The 19,984-nt window shown below is 57.1% G+C and carries 11 protein-coding genes and 1 pseudogene; 5 read left to right on the plus strand and 7 right to left on the minus strand.

The genetic code is table 11. The features are described from left to right. Position 1: 1 nt before the first annotated feature. Positions 2 to 1,064: pseudogene (locus BMX92_RS11630) on the minus strand (IS630 family transposase). A 168-nt stretch (positions 1,065 to 1,232) separates the two neighbouring features. Between BMX92_RS11630 and BMX92_RS11635 the strand changes: the two are divergent. Then, complete coding sequence (locus BMX92_RS11635) at positions 1,233 to 2,168, plus strand: IS5 family transposase (RefSeq protein ID WP_093016570.1); 936 nt, start codon at positions 1,233 to 1,235, stop codon at positions 2,166 to 2,168. Positions 2,169 to 2,421: 253 nt separating this feature from the next. Here BMX92_RS11635 and BMX92_RS11640 read toward each other — a convergent pair whose 3' ends face one another. After that, complete coding sequence (locus BMX92_RS11640) at positions 2,422 to 4,623, minus strand: beta-glucosidase family protein (protein ID WP_093016572.1); 2,202 nt, start codon at positions 4,621 to 4,623, stop codon at positions 2,422 to 2,424. A 337-nt stretch (positions 4,624 to 4,960) separates the two neighbouring features. Between BMX92_RS11640 and BMX92_RS11645 the strand changes: the two genes are divergently transcribed. Together BMX92_RS11645 and BMX92_RS11650 are read left to right on the plus strand one after the other, a co-directional pair. After that, a complete protein-coding gene (locus BMX92_RS11645) occupies positions 4,961 to 6,304 on the plus strand; it encodes an MFS transporter (protein ID WP_093016574.1) in 1,344 nt (447 codons plus the stop codon). A gap of 189 nt (positions 6,305 to 6,493) precedes the next feature. Next, positions 6,494 to 8,020, plus strand: coding sequence for a tannase/feruloyl esterase family alpha/beta hydrolase (locus tag BMX92_RS11650; RefSeq protein ID WP_218145768.1), 1,527 nt, complete (start codon positions 6,494 to 6,496; stop codon positions 8,018 to 8,020). Between the two features lie 65 nt (positions 8,021 to 8,085). On the opposite strand, the gene BMX92_RS11655 is transcribed toward BMX92_RS11650, so the two are convergent. Genes BMX92_RS11655 through BMX92_RS11670 form a run of 4 tightly spaced genes read right to left on the minus strand, consistent with a single transcriptional unit; the run spans position 8,086 to position 13,533 of the window. Beyond that, complete coding sequence (locus tag BMX92_RS11655; protein ID WP_093016576.1) at positions 8,086 to 10,647, minus strand: TonB-dependent receptor; 2,562 nt, start codon at positions 10,645 to 10,647, stop codon at positions 8,086 to 8,088. 26 nt (positions 10,648 to 10,673) lie between these two features. Then, positions 10,674 to 11,150 carry an aromatic-ring-hydroxylating dioxygenase subunit beta gene (locus BMX92_RS11660; RefSeq protein ID WP_093016578.1) on the minus strand — a complete coding sequence of 159 codons (477 nt, stop codon included), beginning with the start codon at positions 11,148 to 11,150 and terminating at the stop codon, positions 10,674 to 10,676. After that, the gene (locus BMX92_RS11665) at positions 11,147 to 12,403 is read right to left on the minus strand and encodes an aromatic ring-hydroxylating dioxygenase subunit alpha (RefSeq protein ID WP_093016719.1); all 1,257 of its coding nucleotides are present in this window, start codon (positions 12,401 to 12,403) and stop codon (positions 11,147 to 11,149) included. The genes BMX92_RS11660 and BMX92_RS11665 overlap by 4 nt, the downstream gene beginning before the upstream one ends. Before the next feature lie 26 nt (positions 12,404 to 12,429). After that, complete coding sequence (locus tag BMX92_RS11670; RefSeq protein ID WP_218145769.1) at positions 12,430 to 13,533, minus strand: NAD(P)-dependent alcohol dehydrogenase; 1,104 nt, start codon at positions 13,531 to 13,533, stop codon at positions 12,430 to 12,432. A gap of 246 nt (positions 13,534 to 13,779) precedes the next feature. On the opposite strand from BMX92_RS11670, the gene BMX92_RS11675 reads away from it, so the two are divergent. Next, a complete protein-coding gene (locus BMX92_RS11675; RefSeq protein ID WP_093016721.1) occupies positions 13,780 to 15,231 on the plus strand; it encodes an aldehyde dehydrogenase in 1,452 nt (483 codons plus the stop codon). 149 nt (positions 15,232 to 15,380) lie between these two features. Here the strand turns inward: BMX92_RS11675 and BMX92_RS11680 are convergent, their stop codons facing one another. After that, positions 15,381 to 16,154, minus strand: coding sequence for an IclR family transcriptional regulator (locus BMX92_RS11680; protein WP_093016582.1), 774 nt, complete (start codon positions 16,152 to 16,154; stop codon positions 15,381 to 15,383). 757 nt (positions 16,155 to 16,911) lie between these two features. Between BMX92_RS11680 and BMX92_RS11690 the strand changes: the two genes are divergently transcribed. Then, complete coding sequence (locus tag BMX92_RS11690) at positions 16,912 to 19,875, plus strand: TonB-dependent receptor domain-containing protein (RefSeq protein WP_093016586.1); 2,964 nt, start codon at positions 16,912 to 16,914, stop codon at positions 19,873 to 19,875. The last annotated feature ends 109 nt before the right edge of the window (positions 19,876 to 19,984 follow it).

Genomic DNA, 19,984 nt, shown 5'->3' on the forward strand with positions numbered 1-19,984 from the left:
ATCACCACCCACGTGCCCATTTTCGGCGTCCGATTGTCATGATGCGCCACGGCTGATCGACCAGCCGGTTCCAAGCCTCGCAGCAAAGGTCGATGATGTTGTCGTGGGCTGTGAAGATCCGGTTGGACAGCCAGTTGTCGCGCATGAACTGCCAGATATTTTCGACCGGATTGAGTTCCAGGCATTTCGGCGGCAGCGGAACGATGCTGATATTTTCGGGCACCTCCAGCTTTCCGGTCATATGCCACCCAGCTTGACCCATTAGCAGCACGCCGTGGGCGCCCGGCTCGATGGCGAGCGATATTTCCGCCAGATGCAGCGACATGATCTGGGTATTGCAAAAGGGTAAGACGAGGCCAGCGCCCTTGCCAAGCTCAGGGCAAATGGCCCCGAAGATGTAGGCCGATTTGGTCCTCTGATCCTTGGGCGCGGAGGTCCGGGTGCCGCGCCTCGCCCAACGGCGGGTGATCTTGTTCTTCTGGCCGATACGGGCCTCGTCCTGGAACCAGACCTCTACCGGCGTACCGCGCGGGAGGGCGGCTTTGATCTTTGCCAGCTCAGCTGCAAAGCCCCATTTTTGAAGTCCTCCCTCGCATATTCGTTCTGGGCATGATGGCGCGGACGCGCCGTCAGTTTGACATAGCCAAGCTTCTTCAACTCACGCCCCACCGTCGTTTCCGACAGAGACACGCCAAACTCGTCATGGAGCCACCGCGCCAGGTCGATCAACCGCCAACGCACAACTCCATGGATCGCCGGGATTAGGCCGCTTTCAACTATCTCCGCAAGGGCCTGGCGCTGGGCATCATTCAACACGGGGCGCTTGCCTGGCGCCTTCCCGTCGAGAAGTTCGTCTGGACCTTGCGCATTGAACCGAAGCACCCACTCGCGCACGATCTGCAACGTCACGCCGCCGATACGCGCGGCATCGCTTCGGCACCCATCATCATAAATTTCCGCCAATGCCAGCAGCCGCCGGCCGTGTTCGTGCTCCTTGTCGCGCGCGCCAGTCGCCTCAAGCCCAACGCGTCAAAGTCATCCCGCAATCCGATCGCTGCACCCATGGCCATGCCCTCCCACGGGGAGCCATAGATTCAGAAATTTACCGCCGTGGGAAGCCCCCTCGTGAGTCAGCCTCACTGGAGGTTGGTATAAGGAGACCTGTGCGCGGGTGGGCGTAGACAGGCGCTTTAATGGCTGATTCTATGGGCTTTCCTGGGAGGAGAGCGGCCGTGGCGCAGCGTTCGATTGGTCAGGAGCGGTTTGGGTTTTCAGGGTCCGAGCGCAAGACGTCATCGCTGGATGCGCTTGTATCGCTGATTGATTGGCACACGGTCGCGGTTCTTCTCGAACCGCTTTATCCAGCCTCCAAAGGTGAGCCCGCTTGGCCGCCCCTGGCAATGTTCAAAGCGCTCCTGTTGTCGATCTGGTATGATCTGTCCGATGTGAAGCTGGCTGAGGCCCTTGACGATCGGGCCTCGTTTCGCCGCTTCTGTGGGTTTTCCGCGAATGAGGCGACGCCAGAGCGTACCGCGTTTGTCAGATTCCGCCGACTGCTGGTCGCGCACCAACTTGACCGATCGCTGTTTGAAACCGTGACCATGCAGCTCAAGGCCAAGGCAGTGACGGTTAAGACCGGAACCTTGGTTGATGCCACCATCATAGCCTCAGCCAGTGAAGACGATGATGATGCGCGCTGGGTAAAACACAAGGGAAAGCGGGCCGTTCACGGCTTCAAGCCCCATGTTGGCGCCGATGCCGATACCGCGTTGGTCGAGGAAGTGTCGATCACATCGGCCAATATCAATGACGGCAATGCAAATCCCGATGCCTTGCCCGACAATCCCGGTGAGGTGTTTGCCGACAGCGCCTATCGCGGCAATCACTTTTGTGATGCCGTGCTGGCAAAGGGCGGCATTCCCCGGATCGTCGCCACCGGCATGTGGAGCCGCGACGAAGCTGAAACGCTCCGCAAGCTCCATGAATGGAATCAACCGATCCATCGCGTGCGCGCCCGCATCGAGAAGATCTTCGGGACATGGAAGCGATGCTACGGCCTGTGCCGAATGCGATGGCGAGGTCTCGCCAAAGCCGCCATCCAAGTCCACCTCACCGCCATCGCCTACAACCTCAAGCGCACGATGAATATTCTCTACGTTCCACCATGATATCGCCTCCGACCGCAAAGCGCAGGCCGGATAGATAACTCGTCGAATATCTGCGTGATTACATAGCTCTACGCCCACCCGCGCACTGGTCTCATAAGACCTACACCGGCCATTCGAATGATACGTCTGGCGACGGATATCCTCCGCATTTGTAGGTTTTTTGGCGGCACGAGTGTTCACGCCTTTTGTTCTCGGGCGCAAACCAACTATGCGTCGATAATTGCCTTTGCTGGCAGCAAATGTCCGGTGTCTGTCAGTCTTTCCAGGACCGTGCCGACATTCGCACGTTTACAGGCCTGCCCAGCGCTTCTGAATTGTCGCCGAGCGCGAAAGTGAACGTACCCCCTGGCATCGACCATTGCCCGTCCTTCCAGTCGGCAAGCAGGCGCGGGTCGATCGAAGCCGAGACCTTGCGCGACGACCCTGCCGCCAACTCGACCCGGCTGAAACCGACCAGCCGCAGTTTGGCATCGCCATTGCGACTGACCAGATAGACCTGCCCCACAGTTGCGCCGGCGCGATCACCTGTGTTGCGGACCAGGAACGTGGCGGTCGTTCCGTCAGACTTCAGGCCTGATGCCTCAAAGCTGGTGTAGGATAGGCCGTAGCCAAAGGGAAACAAAGCCTTTTGCCTCTTCCGTGCGTTCCAGCGATAGCCCAGATCCGATCCCTCGATATCATAGTCTACAACGAGCTTGGCATCAGGGTCTGATGGATTTCCCGCGAAACTTGGCTCAACGGTGTCAAAGCCATCGACTTTTACCCGAGGCAGTTGTGCTTCGCTGGCTGGGAAAGTAACTGGAAGACGGCCAGACGGATTGGTCTCCCCGAACAATACCGAAGCGATCGCCTCGCCGCCTCGCGCGCCGGGGTACCAAGCCTGCATCACCGCGGCCGTCTCGTTCAGCCATGGCATCAGGATTGGATTGCCCGTTTGCAACACGATGATGCTGTTGGGATTAGCAGCAGCGACAGCGGCGATGACCGCGTCTTGCCCGTCAGGGAGGCTAAGATCAGGCTGGTCCATACCTTCGCCTGACCATTTGTTGGCAAAGACGATAGCAATGTCGGCCTGCGCTGCCAGGCTGGCCGCTTCGCTGGCGGACCGTCCATTGCGGAATTTCACCACAGCCTGGGGCGCCATGGCCTTGATCGCCTTGAGCGGGACTGACGCATGATATTGCTGCGACATGAAAACGGAAAACGGCCCGGAATCGCCGAGCGTCAGATTCGCCGCAGGACCGTCAGGCCCGTGAACCTGGCTCGACCCTGCACCCGAAAGAACGCCGATATCGGCAAAACCGCCGATCACCGCAATCGACTTGGCGGTTCGCGCCAGCGGAAGCACGCCGCGCGTGTTACGGAGCAGGACAATGCCCTGTTTGGCGGTTTCCAGTGCGACGGCACTGTTTGCAGCGAAATCGATCGAGCCACCTGCTTGAGCCGGATGCTTGTCCAACCCGTTGGCATATATTGCCCATATTATGCGGCGGTTCATATCGTCGAGGCGCGCAGCATAGCGTGGATCTGACTGTGCTGCGGTTACCAGCTTGTCGTCTAAGAAAATCCCGGTATCGAGTTGCTCGCCGGATTGCTGATCCAGGCCCTTGAGTGCCGCATCGACGCCGGGCACAGCCCCCCAATCGGACATCACAAAGCCTTTGTAGCGCCAGTCCTGCTTGAGAACCTTATTCAGCAGATAATCGCTTGCGCAGGCATGCTCCGCGTTCACAAGATTATAGGCGCACATCACCGCTCCGGGATCGCCAATTTCGATGCCGATCTTGAATGCCAGCAGGTCACTTTCGCGTGCCGCGGCATCCGAGATCTTCACATCGACAAACTTGCGGCCAGTTTCCTGACCATTGAGGGCCATGTGCTTGATCGTCGAAATGATATGGTTGGACTGAATGCCCTTTATGGCGTTGCCGGCCAATATGCCCGACAACAGAGGATCTTCGGAGAAATACTCAAAGCTGCGGCCATTGCGCGGATCGCGCATCAGGTTCACGCCTCCGGCTAGCAGGACGTTGAACCCTTTCGCCCGCGCTTCGGAGCCGATCATTTGTCCGCCGCGACGAATAAGGCCGGGATTCCAGGTCGACGCCATCGCCAGAGCCGAGGGCAGTGCTGTCGCACCATCCTTGCGCATGCCAAATATGTAGGACACGCCAAGGCTGGCATCGCTTTCGCGCAGCGACGGGACGCCCAGCCGATCTATCCCCGGAATATAGCCGGCACCCAATACCCCATCGGACGGCAGGTTTAACGGTCCAATGATGGGAACCGCCATCACGCCATGCGTGAGAATGACCTTTTCCTCGGGACGCATTGCGCGCACGGTCGCATCCGCGCGCGAGTCTGGTGACGCATCGGCGGTTTCTGCTTGTGCGAAGGCTGAATATAAAGCTGCCGCAAATATCGGGGCCGCGCCGATGGCTTTGCCAATTCTCATGCATTCTCTCCCAACATTCGAAACCTTCTCAAACGCGCGGATCCGGGTTTTGGGTAGCGCTTTTCGCCATCACCATTTCACTGTCGCTGCATGCCAAAATATGCAATGAATATCCTATAAGTGAATCTCACTTGCGTAGATTTCGGTGCCTGTCAACTTGAGATAGGCAGTCAGCCTTGTTTTGGGATGCACCATATTTCACTAGCGCATGCTGTAAATCATATATAAACATATAGAAATGGCGGTGTCGTGAGCATCGGCCAATATGGGCTGGGATCGACACGGGCGCGTCGCATCCAGGCTATGATATAATCACGGTCATGGAGAGAGGGCGCGAATGTCAGGGAGAGACGCGGACATAGGATCGGTCGATCAGAGCGGAAAATCGCAACAATCCGGGAAAGCTATCTTCAGCAGCGCACTGGGATCTGCCTTGGAATGGGTCGATTTCACAGCCTATGGTGCGGTTTCTGCGACCATTTTCCCCAAGCTCTTTTTTCCCACGCTGGACCCGGCGACTGCGATTCTGGCGTCCTTTGCGACTTTTGGGGTTGGTTTCTTCGCAAGGCCGGCAGGCGGCATTATCTTTGGATTGCTCGGCGATCGTGTCGGGCGAAAGAAAGTTCTGTTGGCCACTTTCATTCTGATGGGCGTCTCGTCGCTTCTGATCGGTCTCATGCCACCCTATGCCGTCATAGGTTTCTGGGCGCCGCTACTAATCGTAGTTTTGCGTTTTCTTCAGGGGTTCGCCTTGGGTGGAGAAGCGACCGGGGCGCAACTTTTTACGATGGAACATGCCCCGTCGCACCGCAGGGGATTGTTTGGATCTTTCATCAATGTCGCCGCTCCTGTCAGTCTGGTGTTCGCCAACGGTATGCTGTTCTGCATCGCCGCCCTTATGAATGAAGCCAAGTTTGAGGCTTATGGCTGGCGTATTCCGTTTTTGCTCAGCATCCTGCTCGTCGCCGTAGGCGTATATCTGCGTTATCATGTCAGTGAGACACCTGCATTCGAGGCACTCGAAAAAGAAAGAGCGGTGGAGAAGCTCAAACCTTGCTATGCCTCACAAGATCGATCCCTTTCTCCTCACTACAGCACTATTGTACGACTTTTACTGTTCTGGGCCGCGCCAGCATCCTGCTTCTGGATCGTGAACATCTATTCTATCGCCTATCTGACCGATCATACCGCGCTGACGCGCGGCACTATCTTCGCGTGCGTCATGACGGCCAATGTCATTGCGATCGCTGCAACCGTTCTGGGCGGCGCTTCGACAGATCGTTTCGGGCGCAAACCACCCTTGATCGTTGCAGGTGTAGTGATGCTTGCGATCAGTTGCTTTTATTTCCCGCTGCTCAGCAGCGGGAACATCCTGCTAATCGTGATCGCCATGGCGCTATTTGGCGGTAGCATTCAGGCACAGAGCGGTATCCTGCCGGCATATTTCGCAGAGCAATTTCCTACCGCGGTACGCTACGCCGGATCGGCCCTCGCCTATACAGGCGCCAATCTCATATTCGCCGGGCCAACACCCTTTGTCGCAGCCTGGATCGCTGGACGATCGAACGGGAGTTCCGTCGGGCTTACCATCTTGTGCGTCGGACTCGTTGTCATCTCGCTGATTGCTTTGTTGCGCAGTCCCGAAACCCGTCATGTCGATCTTCAGCAAGTTGGCCTGTGAGAACAGCAACATAAAGCGTCGGCCCCTTTATTGCCTCGTGCCCGAAAGGACCATCTTGTGAGTGTGAAATCGTTAGGCCTTGCCGCATTGCTGGGAACCACCCTTCTTGCCTCGGCCGCGCCCGTAGCGGCAGCCAGACAAACCGGCACCAGTGATGCTGAGGGTCAGCGTTGCAGGGCGATAGCCGCTATGGCATTGCCTGGCGCAAAGGTGATTGCGAGCGCCTCCGTTCCAGCAGGTGCATTCACCCTCGCCCGCCCCGCAATGCTGCCCGATTTTGCAGACCGACTGCGCGATATGCCGGCCTTCTGCCAGGTGAAGATTTTTGCTACCCCCTCCACCCAGAGCCATATCGGCATAGAGGTATGGTTACCGCTGAAGGATTGGAACGGGCGTTTTCTGGGAACCGGCAATGGTGGGGGCGCCGGCATGATCGCCTATGAAATGGGCATGGTAGAGGGCCTGAAACGTGGCTTTGCTGTGGCCAATACCGATATGGGTACGGCACCCGATATAAATCAGAGCCTGAACAAGCCCGAGCATTGGGCGGACTTTGGCTACCGAGCGACACACGAAATGACACGGATCGCAAAGCTCGTCATCTCCGCCTATTACAAAACCTCTGCTTTTCGGGCCTATTTTGCGGGCTGCTCGACCGGTGGCCAGCAAGCGCTCAGCGCAGCGCAGCGATATCCTGCCGATTATGACGGTATATTGGCTGGCGATCCGGGCAATAACAGAACGCATGTGGCCGCATCGTTCGTCTGGAACCATGCTGCCCTTACAGCATCCCCCGCCGCTCAGCTATCTTCGGCTCAATGGGCGACCATTTCCCAAACCGTGATCAAGACATGCGCCGGCAAGGATGGCGGCGCGCCAGGTGATCGCTTCCTTACCGATCCCAGGCAATGCCGGTTCGACGTCAGCCATTTACGGCTATGTCAGGCAGGTGAAACGTCTGACTCTTGCTTCTCCGAAGAACAGATCGGCACGTTGCGCCGCCTTTATGCCGGGCCGACTAACCCTGAAACGGGGGAGCGCATCTATCCTGGCTTGACCGTTGGCAGCGAAGACCAGCCACTTGGTCCTGCCATGCAAGGATCTGCGCAATGGCCCAAACAGCAATTCTATCTCTTCGACTGGGCGCTAGGCTCCTCGTTCAAGCCATCCAGCTTCGATTTCAACCATGATCTTGATCGGGTCGATGCACGCCTTTCCAGCACACTCAACGCCAATGTCGCTGACCTGTCGGATTTCGCACGCCGCGGCGGCAAGCTTCTCCTCTATACCGGTGTCGCTGATCCGGCAGTGCCAGTGGCGGAGGTCGTGAACTATTATGATCGGTTGGCCGCCGCAGCCGGCGGGACGTCGGAGGCTGCAAGATTTGCGCGCCTGTTTCTGGTTCCGGGCATGGGCCATTGCTTCGGAGGACCAGGCGTGACGAACATAGGACAGTGGGGCGAGGCAATGCCGGTGTCGCCTGAGAATGACATATTGATGCAGTTGGTCGCATGGACTGAAGGTGCCAAGATCCCCGAGCAGATCGTTGCCCGCAAGCCGGCAGGAACCACATCTCCAGCGCAGGAACGGCCGATTTGCGCCTATCCCGCTTTCCCCGATTATCGCAGCGGCGATCCGGCAAGGGCTGCCAGCTTTGCCTGTACCCCCCACGCCAAAGGCGTGGATCAGGCGCCCGCCTCGCGATACCTCAACTGAGCGCAGCCCCGCGCGACGTCACTTGCGCATCCAAGATATGCTGGTGACGTCGCGCGGGGCATCGATCAGAATTTGAAGCCTAGCCGGGCATACCACTCAACCGGACGGCTGTAGGATCCGATGATCGCGCCGAAAGCAGGAATCGCAGTTCCCGACGACAGATAGCGCTCATTTGTAAGGTTCAGTCCACCGACCGTGACCGTATAATGCTCGGCAGGATCGCTATAGCTGATGCTGGCGTTAATCACCGATACACCCGGCCGATTTAGAACATAGGTTCTCTCGACATTGTTTGTCTGGGCAGAAATATAGGTATAATCGCCGACTAGCGTGACTTTACCGCCATTCCCCAAGGCCATTTCGTAACGGGGACTGAAATTTGCTTTCCACTTTGGCGTCTTGGGCAGAACGCTGCCAACAAGGGCGCCGGCCTGCAATGCGTTGGCACCGCTGGTGACCGCCACCGCCGGATCGAGCCGTGTATAATAAGCATCAGTATAGCCGACGGCCAGATTGAGTGTCAGACCTCGTGCGGGCTGGGCAACCACTTCAAGTTCGGCACCCTTGATCCGACCGTCGCCGACATTGGCGATCGTGGGCGATCGTCCCACCTGATAGTTGAGCTGGATCGCCTTATAATCGGTCAGAAACATGGCCATGTTAATTTGCAGCCGACGAGCGAGCAGAGTGGATTTGAGCCCGACTTCGTAGGTCGTCGCCTTTTCCGGGTTGAAGCTGCTGACGAAAGTCTGCGGGGTCGAATAACGGGTGGTCCATCCTCCTGTCTTATATCCCTTGGACCATGACCCATAGACCATCATGTCCGTTGCAGGATGTAACTGGACGCCAACTTTCGGCGAAAAATTGTTGAAGCTCAGATGATTGATACCGCCGGGGTAAATCCGCAGAGGGTTGGATGGGTCGGGATAATTACCCGCTACCTGACAGGATACACCGCCCACCATCGCATCAGGGTAGACATTGCCCGCAAGGTCCGAACATGGCGCGCCGATCAGTTTGTAGAACAGCCCGCTCAGTTCCTGCTGCCCCCCTTCAAAGCTCTTTTTCTCGTGCGTGTAGCGCCCCCCGACAGTGAACCCGATCAGGTCGCTGAATCTGTAGTCGATCTGACCGAAGGCTGCATAGGCGTTGGTCTTGAGCCAGTTGGGTCCATCGATGACATATATGCCTTCGCCCGAAATCACATAGTCGGCAAGATAGCCACTTTCCCTGAAATAATAACCGCCCAGGACATAGTGAAGCTTGTCATCCAGCGAACTGCCAATGAGTTGTAGCTCCTGACTGAACTGCTGCTGGCGCTGTTCGAAGCTATAGGTCGACATGTTGATCGGTGATCCATCACCGTCGAGACCACTCTTCCATTTGCTCTTGCGATAGGCAGTGGTGGACTTGAGCAGGATGTCGTCGGTCAGATCGACTTCGGCGATGCCGGTGAATCCCCAATTACGAAGATGCGAGAAGTTGTTCCCGGTCGCATAGCTGGTGTCGCGACTGTCGGTGATGAACCGGCTGTCCCATGGCAGCAGATCATTGTTGAGATTGCCATCTGCATTGACGCCGGCCAGCGTATAGAGGCGGTTCACCGGGGACGTCGCACCGCGGTGGACCGAAGGCAACTGAGAGCCCGACGAGTTACACATATTGATGAGATTGATGGCAGTAAGCGTATCGACCGGCGTGCTGATGCACAGATTGTAGAGGTTGGCAAACAACCCGCCTGGATCGCCGTTGGTTGTCTGCAATAATTTGGTCGGGGCAGTCCCCTTGGTAAAGGCATAGTCGCCCGACAGGGTTAACCGGAACGAGCCGCCATCATATTTGATCTTGCTGCGGATTGTCCGATTGTCTTCATCGCCTTCGCGCGATGGCGATTCATAGGCTGATGCAGGATAGACGGTGTAGGGTGGAGAATTGGCGCCGAGCGATCCGGGAAAGGCCAGACGCTTCATATAGCCATTGCGCGTCTTAACATCGACCGTCACCGACGAGTAGAGATTTTCGGCAAGAGGAAGATCGATCGATGCCCGTGCCTGAAACAGGTCGAAGCGGCCCACGGTCAGATCGCCCCGCACGCCAAATGTCTTTGCAGGGTCGCGGGTCACGATCGATACCGCGCCGCCGATGGTATTGCGGCCGAACAATGTTCCTTGCGGACCTTTGAGGATTTCGATCCGTTCGACGTCGAGCAGATCCTGATTGGCGCCGACGGACCGGGCGAGGTACACGCCATCGACATAGACACCCACGGCCGGGTCGATGTTGAAGGCAAAGTCACTAGCGCCGATACCGCGGATCGACGCCGCCAAAACGGCTGTCGAGGCAGAGAAAGATACGCCAGAGTCGAGGTTGACGTTGGGAGAGAGGGAGGCAAGCTGGCTGACATTGCCGACAGCCCGCTCGCTTAGCGCTTCGCCTCCGAAAGCTGAAATGGCGATGGGAACATTCTGCACATTTTCCGCACGCTTCTGGGCGGTCACCACAATATCGCTGATCATCGTTTCGGGATCGCTTGCCCGGCTTACCTGCGCCCTGGCCGACGTTGATGTAGAAAGCACGCAAGCCAGCAGGGCCGGAACCGCTGTCCCGACCAAAAACTCCTTCTTCATGACATTCTCCCCTGTTTTATTTATTCCTAGATCGGATAGACCAAAGAATTCGGTATTATATCATTGTCGAATACACAGAATTTCTGTTCGAATTTTAGAACGCCCTCTACCTCTACGATCCGGTCAATATAGCGACCCACGCTGTATATCTCAGCGGCGACGTCCCGCTTGGTTCGGATGACCGTGTAGTTGACCTCGACGTCGAACCTGCCGTCCGAGGCAGCCAAAATCATGGGCAGTCCAATCAAGTGCCGCTGATAATAGGGCGCGTGGAAGATCGTGCTTTCGATCCCGTAAATGCGATCCTTCATCATCGGCCGCCCTTTGAGAGACAGGGTGCTAAGCGGCAAATCCCGATCGTAATTTTCCCGCGCGACGACCCGATACCAGGCCGTTTCGGTGAAGAAATCGGGCCAGTCGCCATAGCGGCCATCGTTGACGCAGGACGCGTAAGCCGCATAAAATTGCATGATGCGCAACTGGATTAGCGGGTCGGCGGTCATAGTTCCATCACTTCCCGCCAGTAGCGATACATGCCCCGAATGAGCGTTTCGGTGACCATATGGTCTGCCGGCCCGACGCTTGTTCCATCCAGTTCACACAGCGTCGTGAAATTCTTGTCCTGCTCGAAACCTTCCTGGCTGAATTCGATGACTTCGCCGTCATCGGCAGACACAAAACCCGCCGGACCGAACAGATTGGCCTGGCGCAAGCGACGTTCGGTCATTTCCGCGTTATCGTCTTCGAAGCCGAAATGCGTCCAGACGAAGTCGAACTTATCAGGGCCAAGTGGCAATATCTGACGCGTGGATAGAGAATTTACCTGCTGCTGAAAGATGACGTTGGGGAACATGGTCGTCATGCAAACAGTGTCGCGTCCCCACCAAGGTTCATGGACGATGTCCAGCAGAAGTGGCTCGTTAAGCTCCATGTTCTTTCGAAAGCTGGTGACGCCTTCTTCGACGTTGCTGACCACTTTTTCACTGCGCCGCGATATCATTGCCGCGTGTCGCGCATGCCGATCAAGCTCGAGCCGGGACTCATTGTCAGCACGCCAAAGACCGAATGTGACGAACCAGGTGTGCAGCAAGCCGGGATGATAGGGATCCTTGATATTCTCCATCATAAGCTTCCAGTTACCTGGAATACGCTGGCGGGAATAACCATGCAGGACAAGCTTGCGTCCATCAAAAGTCCGATTGAAGGCGGCCAATATGTCCGGACCGAGATAATCCTCGATGCTCTCTACATCGTGGTCAAAGCAGGCAAATACCACGCCGTTGCGTACAGCAACTTTCAGCCGATTAAGGCCATGGTCCTCCAGCTCGAAGTCGGCGGGCATGCCGCCATTGCCCTTTACCCCGTTGCGGAATGGTACGCCCAAAAGCTTACCGTCATGATTATAGTTCCACTGGTGGTAGGGACAGACCAGCGTTTTCACCTTACCTGTGCGCTCCTGGCAGAAGCGCATCGCACGATGTGCGCAGCGATTTTCTAGCACATTGATCTCGCCCTTGCGATTGCGGATCATGATGACCGATCGCTCGCCCACAGCGGTACGCTTGAAGCATCCGGGCTCTGGAATCTCTATTTCCAGCCCCACATAGCTCCAATGTGGCCCATAGAATATGCGGTCGAGTTCACGCTCGTAAATCGCCCGGTCCGTGTAGACCGCCGATGGCACGCGGCTGGAGCCAACGTCGTGCCAGGGAGACTCGATCGTTGCATCCAGGCTTGTGGGCCTGTTCCTAGTCATGATTGGCTGTTCCGTCCCGTCGTTGCTCAAACCGCGCCGATGCGCAGGACAGGTTTGATAGTCCTGCCACTTTCACTGTCAGCTATCGCCTGGTTGATGTCCGCGAAGTCATAATGTTTGATCAAACGATCGAACGGGAAGCGTCCCTGCTTATAGAATTCGATAAGCATGGGAATGAAGCTGCTGGCGATGACGTCGCCCTGGACGATACCCATTATCTTCTTAGCGGGGATCATAACCCCGTTAATGTCGAGTGTTACCTCCGATCCAAGCGGCGAGGCTCCGACAATTCCGCAGGTACCAAAAAAGCCCAAACAGTCGACTGCCTGGCGAAGCACGGAAGGCAGACCGCTTGCTTCGAGCGAAAAATCGGCGCCCTTACCCGTGATTTCCATGATGCGGGCGACCGGGTCGCAGTCCTTCGCGTTAACCGTGTGGGTGGCGCCAAGCTCGATCGCGAGGGCAAGCCGCTCGGCATTGACATCTACAGCGATGACCTGCGTCGCCCCAGCGATCTTGGCTGCCATGACCGCAGCAAGACCGACGGCTCCCGAGCCAAATACCACAAAGGAAGATCCCGGGCGCACCTTGAGCGCATTGAGTACCGCACCAGAGCCGGTCTGCAATCCGCAACCCAGTGGCGCCAGGATTTCAAGCGGTAGATCCTTATCAACTTTTACGACATTGTTCGAGCTGGCCAACGCATATTCGGCGAATGACGACTGACCAAAGAAATGATCGTGGATCGCGTGACCATCCGCATCAGTGGTCCCGGTGGTTCCATCCATTCGGCTCCCGCCGAAATTGGTCGGCAGGATATTTGCGCAGTGGGCTGGATGTCCGGCATCGCAAAGATAACAGTCACCGCAATACATATAGCTCATCACGACATGATCGCCGGGTGCGACGTTGGTCACATTGCGGCCCACGGCCTCGACCACGCCAGCACCTTCATGGCCGAGAATCGCAGGAAGCGGCATGGGAAGAAGTTGGTCGCGCACCACCATGTCGGTGTGGCAAACACCGCAAGCCACGATGCGAACGAGAACCTCGTCATCGGCGGGCTGCCCGATCGTGACATCCTCCAGGCGCATCTCGCCGCCCTTCTCCCGCACGATTGCAGCCTTCATGCCGCGGCTATCCTGAATTCCCAAGGCCATATCTCCTAAGATTTATTCTGAAGCCGCCCAAACTGTCGCGCCGGGAAAAGCGCGCAGAAGGAATCAACTCGTAGGATATGAACCTGACATAAAATTTTATTTGGGGCAATCCGTTTTATATCATACAATACTCACATGCCAGGCGAGCGCCCCACGGGTCGCTGTGAGGGGAAATCTGGCGTAGTAAGTAGATGATAAATGGCTTGGGAGACGAAGATGGAAGTGCATTTGCTGATCGACAATCGGCAGGTATCTGCCGACAGCGGCAAGACGTTCGAGCGACGTAACCCAGTAAGCGGCGCTGTGGTTACAACGTCTGCTGCGGCCGGAGTCGAGGATGCGAGACGTGCAGCCGACTCCGCAGGCACCGCTTTCAAGACATGGTCAAAGACCGGACCGACCGAGCGCCGACAAGTTTTGCTCGCAGCGGCCGATAAGCTGGAAGCCAAGATCGGGGACATTTCCCAGGCAATGGCTGCCGAGGTGGGCGCTTCGGGCCTGTGGGGCGGCTTCAATGTCATGGCAGCAGCTAATCTCATTCGCGAAGCAGCATCGCTCACGACCCAAATCCAGGGTGAAACCATCCCGACCGACAAGCCCGACACCTTGTCCATGACGCTCCGTCAGCCGGTTGGCGTCATCTTGAGTATCGTCCCTTGGAATGGGCCTGTCATCCTGGCGGCACGCGCAATCGCTTATCCGATCGCCTGCGGCAACACGGTGATATTTCGCGCTTCGGAAATGAGTCCAAAGACCCATGCCTTTATAGCCGATGCCTTCGTCGAAGCCGGTCTGCCCGAAGGCGTGCTGAACTTCGTGGTCAACGCGCCCGACGACGCGGCGGATGTCATCGACTGCCTGATCGCCCATCCCGCTGTCCGCCGCATCAATTTCACCGGATCGACCCGTATCGGACGGATCATTGCGGAAAAATCGGGCCGCAATCTAAAACGCTGCCTGCTCGAACTTGGTGGGAAAGCGCCATTTGTGGTGCTGGACGACGCAGATATCGACGGCGCCGTGAACGCCGCGATTTTCGGTACATTTCTCTACCAGGGGCAAATTTGCATGTCGACCGAGCGCTTCGTGGTCGATGAAGCTGTGGCCGACCAATTCGTCGATGCCTTTGCAAAGCGCGCTGCCCAACTGATATCTGGCGACCCGATGGTCAATCCAGCATGTGTCATAGGCCCGATGATCGATGCCGCGTCGGGTACCCGTATCAACGCCATGATTGACGACGCACTGGGCAAGGGCGCTCAGATCGTTGTGGGTGGCCATGCCGATGGCGTAGTTATGCCTGCCACGATCTTGGATCATGTCAAACCAGGCATGACCATCTATGACGAGGAGACATTTGGTCCAGTCACCACGATCGTGCGCGTTAAAGGCATAGACGAAGCGATCAGGGTCGCCAATGATACCGAATATGGCCTCGCGGCCGCAGTGTTCGGGCGGGATGCACACCGCGCCCTCACCGTCGCGCGCCGCATTGATGCCGGGCATGTTCATGTCAACGGCGCGACTGTTCAGAATGAGCCGCAAGCCCCTTATGGCGGCATGAAGAATAGCGGCTATGGCCGGTTCGACGGTCGTGCCGTAATTGACGAATTTACCGAAGTGAAATGGATCACGATCGAACCGGCGGGCCAGCCCTACCCTGTCTGACCCCTCTATCAAAAAAGCCGGCCATCAGTGATGGCCGGCTTTAAGCTCGTTGATCCGCGTCCGCAGCCCGGACAAGCTGGCTGATCCTTCGCCAACCTTGTCTCGGGCAAGCTCCAGCAGGTGCCCGAACCACTATATAATCCGATAATCTATTGAAGCATATGTGGCGCACCAAGTGCCTGACTGATTTCCTTGCACGTCGCCTGTAGTTGCAAGGCTGACTTGCTGTTCCCGCCTTCCCGAGGGTTAGGCAATGACAAAAGGGTCGCAGCTAACACCGCGTTACCTTGAAGGTCGAAAATGGGGAACGCCTTGGCATCCAGGCCAGGAATAAGGGTGCCATCGACATGCGCCATACCGCGCTCGCGCACGCCAGCTTTTATCTTTTCTACACAGGCTTCATCGATTGTGGCGTTGCGGGCAATTTCGGCCTGTACGAAGCCTGCGGTTTCAGGCTCGGGCCGAAAGGCAAGAAAGACCTGTCCCGTCGCCGAATTTACCAAGGACAACAAGGAGCCAAGCGCAAGCGAGGTTACGACCGGTGGATGGCCCATGTGCCAGCGCACGATCGTTGGACCTTCCGGACCAAGCGCTGCGAGCAGGACCGTACTTTGGGTTTGATTGCGAAAATCAGCCAGCTTCTCATCAGCGATGCGGAAAGCATCGATCCGCGCGAGCGCGCTGAGCCCCAGTTTGAGCGCTGCGGGGCCAAGATCATAGTTGCCGTGGATATCCTGTTGCACCATCCCCGCCTCTGACAAACTGGCAAGATAGCGGTGTGTTTGCGATGGTGAAAGGCCGCATCCGCGCACGATGGCGGCCAACGGCCGCGCGCCGCCCAGCCCTGCCAGTGCCTCAAGCACGCGCATCCCGATCTCGACGGACTGAATTCCCGCGCGCTTCTTGGGCGTTTGTGTTGGCATGCATCATTCCTTCTCGGGCAACCCGTCCTATATCCAACGATCTGGCGCAAACCAGTCGGTGTCGTCAACTAGAGCGATTCCTCCCTTTGTTCGGTACCGCCGCGCAAACCGCTGGCCCGCTCAGTCTGGGCCTCGCGCTCGCGGTCCTCCTGGAAGCGGCCACCCCGAGGCTAGTCCTTCTCCCCCCCCCCGAAGAATGCGGCCCGGCGCAGGTAGGAGCATGTTCGCTCAAACTTGATTCGTATGCTGGATCCCAACCCGCCATGCGCATCCTGCTCGGCAATGACGCTCTGTCGACCTTGACCATAGTTAGCAAAATAGTACGCATCGTCAATTTCGCTGGCCAGCCGGTGCATCATTAGCATGGCTGCGACAAACACTAGCCGCATCGTAGGATGCGATGAGAAAGTTCAAAAATCCTGATCGTTGGCCTGTAGCTCTCATCTGCAACGGCAGAAAAACTGCACTTCAAAATTTCGCCCGGTACCAAGTGGCTTTCGCACACTCCGGCCGGCCAGCCGCGAAATCGATTGGGGATACGAAAAGGGTCAAAAAAGTTGGTTGCACGGACGTTGTATGCCCGTCCAGAGCGCATCTACACCATCGGTCAGCCAGCCGCTACGGCTTTCGAACCAATTGCGTTAGCGGGTGGGAGCCATGAAATATTTCGCCACGAAAGAGCTCGCATTTCCGAGACGTGGTGATCCACAAATAAAGAATCCACCATCAAAATGAATGCGATAGGCGTCGTTCACATATGAATGACCACGTCCGCCTACAAATTCTGTTGTCATGCAATCCATTCCATATTATGAAATATGCCTGCAACGAGAATGGCGGCGAACCGCCTGAATTGAGGGGATCCATGACTAAATCGAAATTATATCTGCTCGCCGGAATCAGCTTTGCCGCGATGTGCCAGCCTGTCTGCGCGCAACAAACAGCGACGACAGAGGCGGAGGCCACGACGGCTGACCCGGATATCGTCGTCACCGGCACGCGCATTACGTCCAACGGAAACGCTTTGCCCACCCCGGTCACTGTCGTGTCGCGGGACTCGCTGTTGCGCACCAGCCCCTCGAGCGTCTCGGACGCTCTCAAGAAGCTACCGGCCTTTGCGCTCTCGCGCGGCAGCGCCATCCAGGGCGATGCGACCGACAATGCGACCGGCAATTATCTCAACCTGCGCGGCTTTGGCATCCAGCGCAACCTAATCCTGCTCGACGGACACCGTGTCGCGCCGACCAGCTATACAGGCGCAGTCGATGCGAACATCCTGCCGCAAATGTTGATGCAGCGGGTTGATGTCGTCACCGGCGGCGCTTCGGCGGTCTACGGGTCCGATGCAGTGTCAGGTGTCGTCAATTTTGTCCTCGACCGAAAGTTCGAAGGCCTCAAAGTGGAAGGCAACTCAGGCATTTCCAACCGCGGCGACGCCTATTCGTGGCGCGCCGCTGCCGCTTTCGGTACCGACTTTGCAAATGATCGCGGGCACTTCATGGCCAGCTATGAGCATTTCCAGCAGGACGGTTTCGTGAAGGAAGCGCGTAAGTCTGGCAGGACCGTCTACGCGATCGCTGGCAGCGGGACGCAGGGAGACCCGTTCCGGTTGATCTCGGACGCTCGCAACGCACAAATCAGTTTCCGGGGCTCGATTTTCTCCAGTCCGTTAGCTGGACAAGTGTTCACGGGACCGGGTGTAACCGGCCCCTTCGTTCATGGTACGCCGCAGGGTGGATCGCTGGAAAGTGGTGGCGAAGGCTTCTATGGAAAGGGATCGTCGGGGACCGCAGACGTCAAGACCGACCAAGCCTATGCAAGGCTGGATTATGAACTGACCGACGGGATCAACGCCTTCGTTCAAGGTGTCTTTGCCAAGTCCAGAAACTTCAACTATTTCTATCCGAACCTAGTCTTGCCTTTGGCGGTCGGCACCGACAACGCTTTCCTGGCCCCTGCTACCCAGGCCGCGATTGGCGATCCGCTGTTCATTTTCGGGCGCGTCCTTGACGATCCGGACCATCGCATCGCCGTTCAATCAGATAGCAAGACGTGGATCGCCGCTGGCGGCCTCGACGGCAAAATCGGCGGCATGAATTGGAATGTCTATTATCAGCACGGCGTAAGTTCCACAGTCAATTCGTTCATCAACAACACGATCAATGGCAATCTTTATGCCGCGCTGGACGCCGTTGACGAAGGTTCGTTCAGGACCGGCACTGCCAATGGCAATATCGTCTGCCGCGCGACCCTCACCAACCCCGGATCGCAGGCGGGTTGCGTACCGCTCAACGCGTTCGGCGCGCCTCTTTCCACGCAGCAGGCGGCGCTCGATTATGTGTTCGGAACGTCGCGGACCCGCCCTGAGTTCACGCTGGACAATATCGAAGCCAGCTTAAGCGGAACAGCGTTCGACAATTGGGCAGGGCCTGTGCGGTTCGCTATCAGCGGTGAATATCGCTGGACCAGCCTGGACGTTACAACCAACGCCCCCGCGACGCTGACGGCCGACTGCACCGGCATCCGCTTCAATTGCACGCCGGGTGCCACGCCCTATTTCAGCAACGCGCAGGTCACGCCGATTTCGGTGAGCCAGAACGTTAAGGAAGCGGCGCTAGAGGTGGAATTTCCATTGCTGAAAGATTCCGGTCTTGGCAGTGCAAGTCTCAATGGTGCGGTTCGCTACACTGATTATTCGACCAGCGGCGGCGTCACCACCTGGAAAATTGGCGGTGAGTGGGTTCCGATCGATGGGCTTCGCTTCCGGGGCACCTATTCGCGCGATATCCGAGCGCCCAGTCTTTATGACCTATTCCAGCCTGCGACAGTGGCGACCAGCGGCTATTCTGACGCCCATACCGGCTTTAACGGGATCATTCCTACTGAAACCGCAGGCAACAGCAGCCTGACACCCGAGGTCGCCAGAACCCTGACCGCAGGTGTCGTATTTGCGCCTTCGTCACTCCGGGGCCTGAGCCTCTCGATCGACTATTATCGCATCAATATGTCCAATGCCATTTCTGAGGTGGATGGCAGGCTCGCCACCGTGCAGAATCTTTGCGAAGAAGCCGGCGGTACCGGGCCTTTTTGCAGCCTCTATGAACGCCCCTTAGACTTCAGCGATCGCTCGGTCGCCAATGCGCCAACGCTGGTCCGGTCGACCAAACTCAACGCTGCCTCGCTTAAGACCTGGGGCATCGATGCAGAGCTAAACTATAGCTTCCAGTTGGGGTCTGACGGCCAGATGTCGCTTCGCGGCCTTGCGGGATACCAACCTGAATTTACCTCCGTCTTGCTGCCAGGTACGGATCCGCAAATCCTGGCTGGCGCGGCTGCGATCCAACAGTCGGGTGGCGTTCCCAAATTGCGTCTGACGGCATTCATCAACTATACGACCTCGAATTTTTCGATCGATGTCATGGAACGTTGGCGTTCGTCGCTGCGGCAAAGCACCAACGAACAAGAGAATTCCAGTCCGGGCACCTTTTATGCAATTCCCCGCGTGCCATCGGTTGCTTACACCGACCTGACCTTCACAGCCTTCATTGGAAAAGACAAGGACAAGCAATTGTTCCTGTCAGTGCAGAATCTATTCGACAAGCAGCCACCCGCTTATGTCATCGCCGGATTTTCAGGAACGCCAGGCTTTCAATATCCCTCCGTGGTAGGAGACGATGTGATCGGACGTTACTTCACAATAGGCGGGCGCTTCAAATTCTGAAGCCCTAAGCTTTGAAACACTGGAATGAGCTTTCCCGCGCGGAAAGCTCATTCCATTTTCAATTCCTCCCCCCCCAGGCAGTGCCGACACCTGTGCGGCCAGGGCCATG

The organism is Sphingobium sp. YR768, from assembly GCF_900111125.1.
Taxonomy (GTDB): domain Bacteria; phylum Pseudomonadota; class Alphaproteobacteria; order Sphingomonadales; family Sphingomonadaceae; genus Sphingobium.

Excerpts from the sequence above, each read along its gene's own strand:
- BMX92_RS11680 (WP_093016582.1), bottom strand. The coding sequence starts at position 16,154 with ATGCCAACACAAACGCCCAAGAAGCGCGCGGGAATTCAGTCCGTCGAG.
- BMX92_RS11660 (WP_093016578.1), bottom strand. The coding sequence starts at position 11,150 with ATGACCGCCGACCCGCTAATCCAGTTGCGCATCATGCAATTTTATGCG.
- BMX92_RS11650 (WP_218145768.1), top strand. The coding sequence starts at position 6,494 with ATGGCATTGCCTGGCGCAAAGGTGATTGCGAGCGCCTCCGTTCCAGCA.
- BMX92_RS11665 (WP_093016719.1), bottom strand. The coding sequence starts at position 12,403 with ATGACTAGGAACAGGCCCACAAGCCTGGATGCAACGATCGAGTCTCCC.
- BMX92_RS11640 (WP_093016572.1), bottom strand. The coding sequence starts at position 4,623 with ATGAGAATTGGCAAAGCCATCGGCGCGGCCCCGATATTTGCGGCAGCT.
- BMX92_RS11675 (WP_093016721.1), top strand. The coding sequence starts at position 13,780 with ATGGAAGTGCATTTGCTGATCGACAATCGGCAGGTATCTGCCGACAGC.
- BMX92_RS11645 (WP_093016574.1), top strand. The coding sequence starts at position 4,961 with ATGTCAGGGAGAGACGCGGACATAGGATCGGTCGATCAGAGCGGAAAA.
- BMX92_RS11670 (WP_218145769.1), bottom strand. The coding sequence starts at position 13,533 with ATGAAGGCTGCAATCGTGCGGGAGAAGGGCGGCGAGATGCGCCTGGAG.
- BMX92_RS11690 (WP_093016586.1), top strand. The coding sequence starts at position 16,912 with ATGAATGACCACGTCCGCCTACAAATTCTGTTGTCATGCAATCCATTC.
- BMX92_RS11655 (WP_093016576.1), bottom strand. The coding sequence starts at position 10,647 with ATGAAGAAGGAGTTTTTGGTCGGGACAGCGGTTCCGGCCCTGCTGGCT.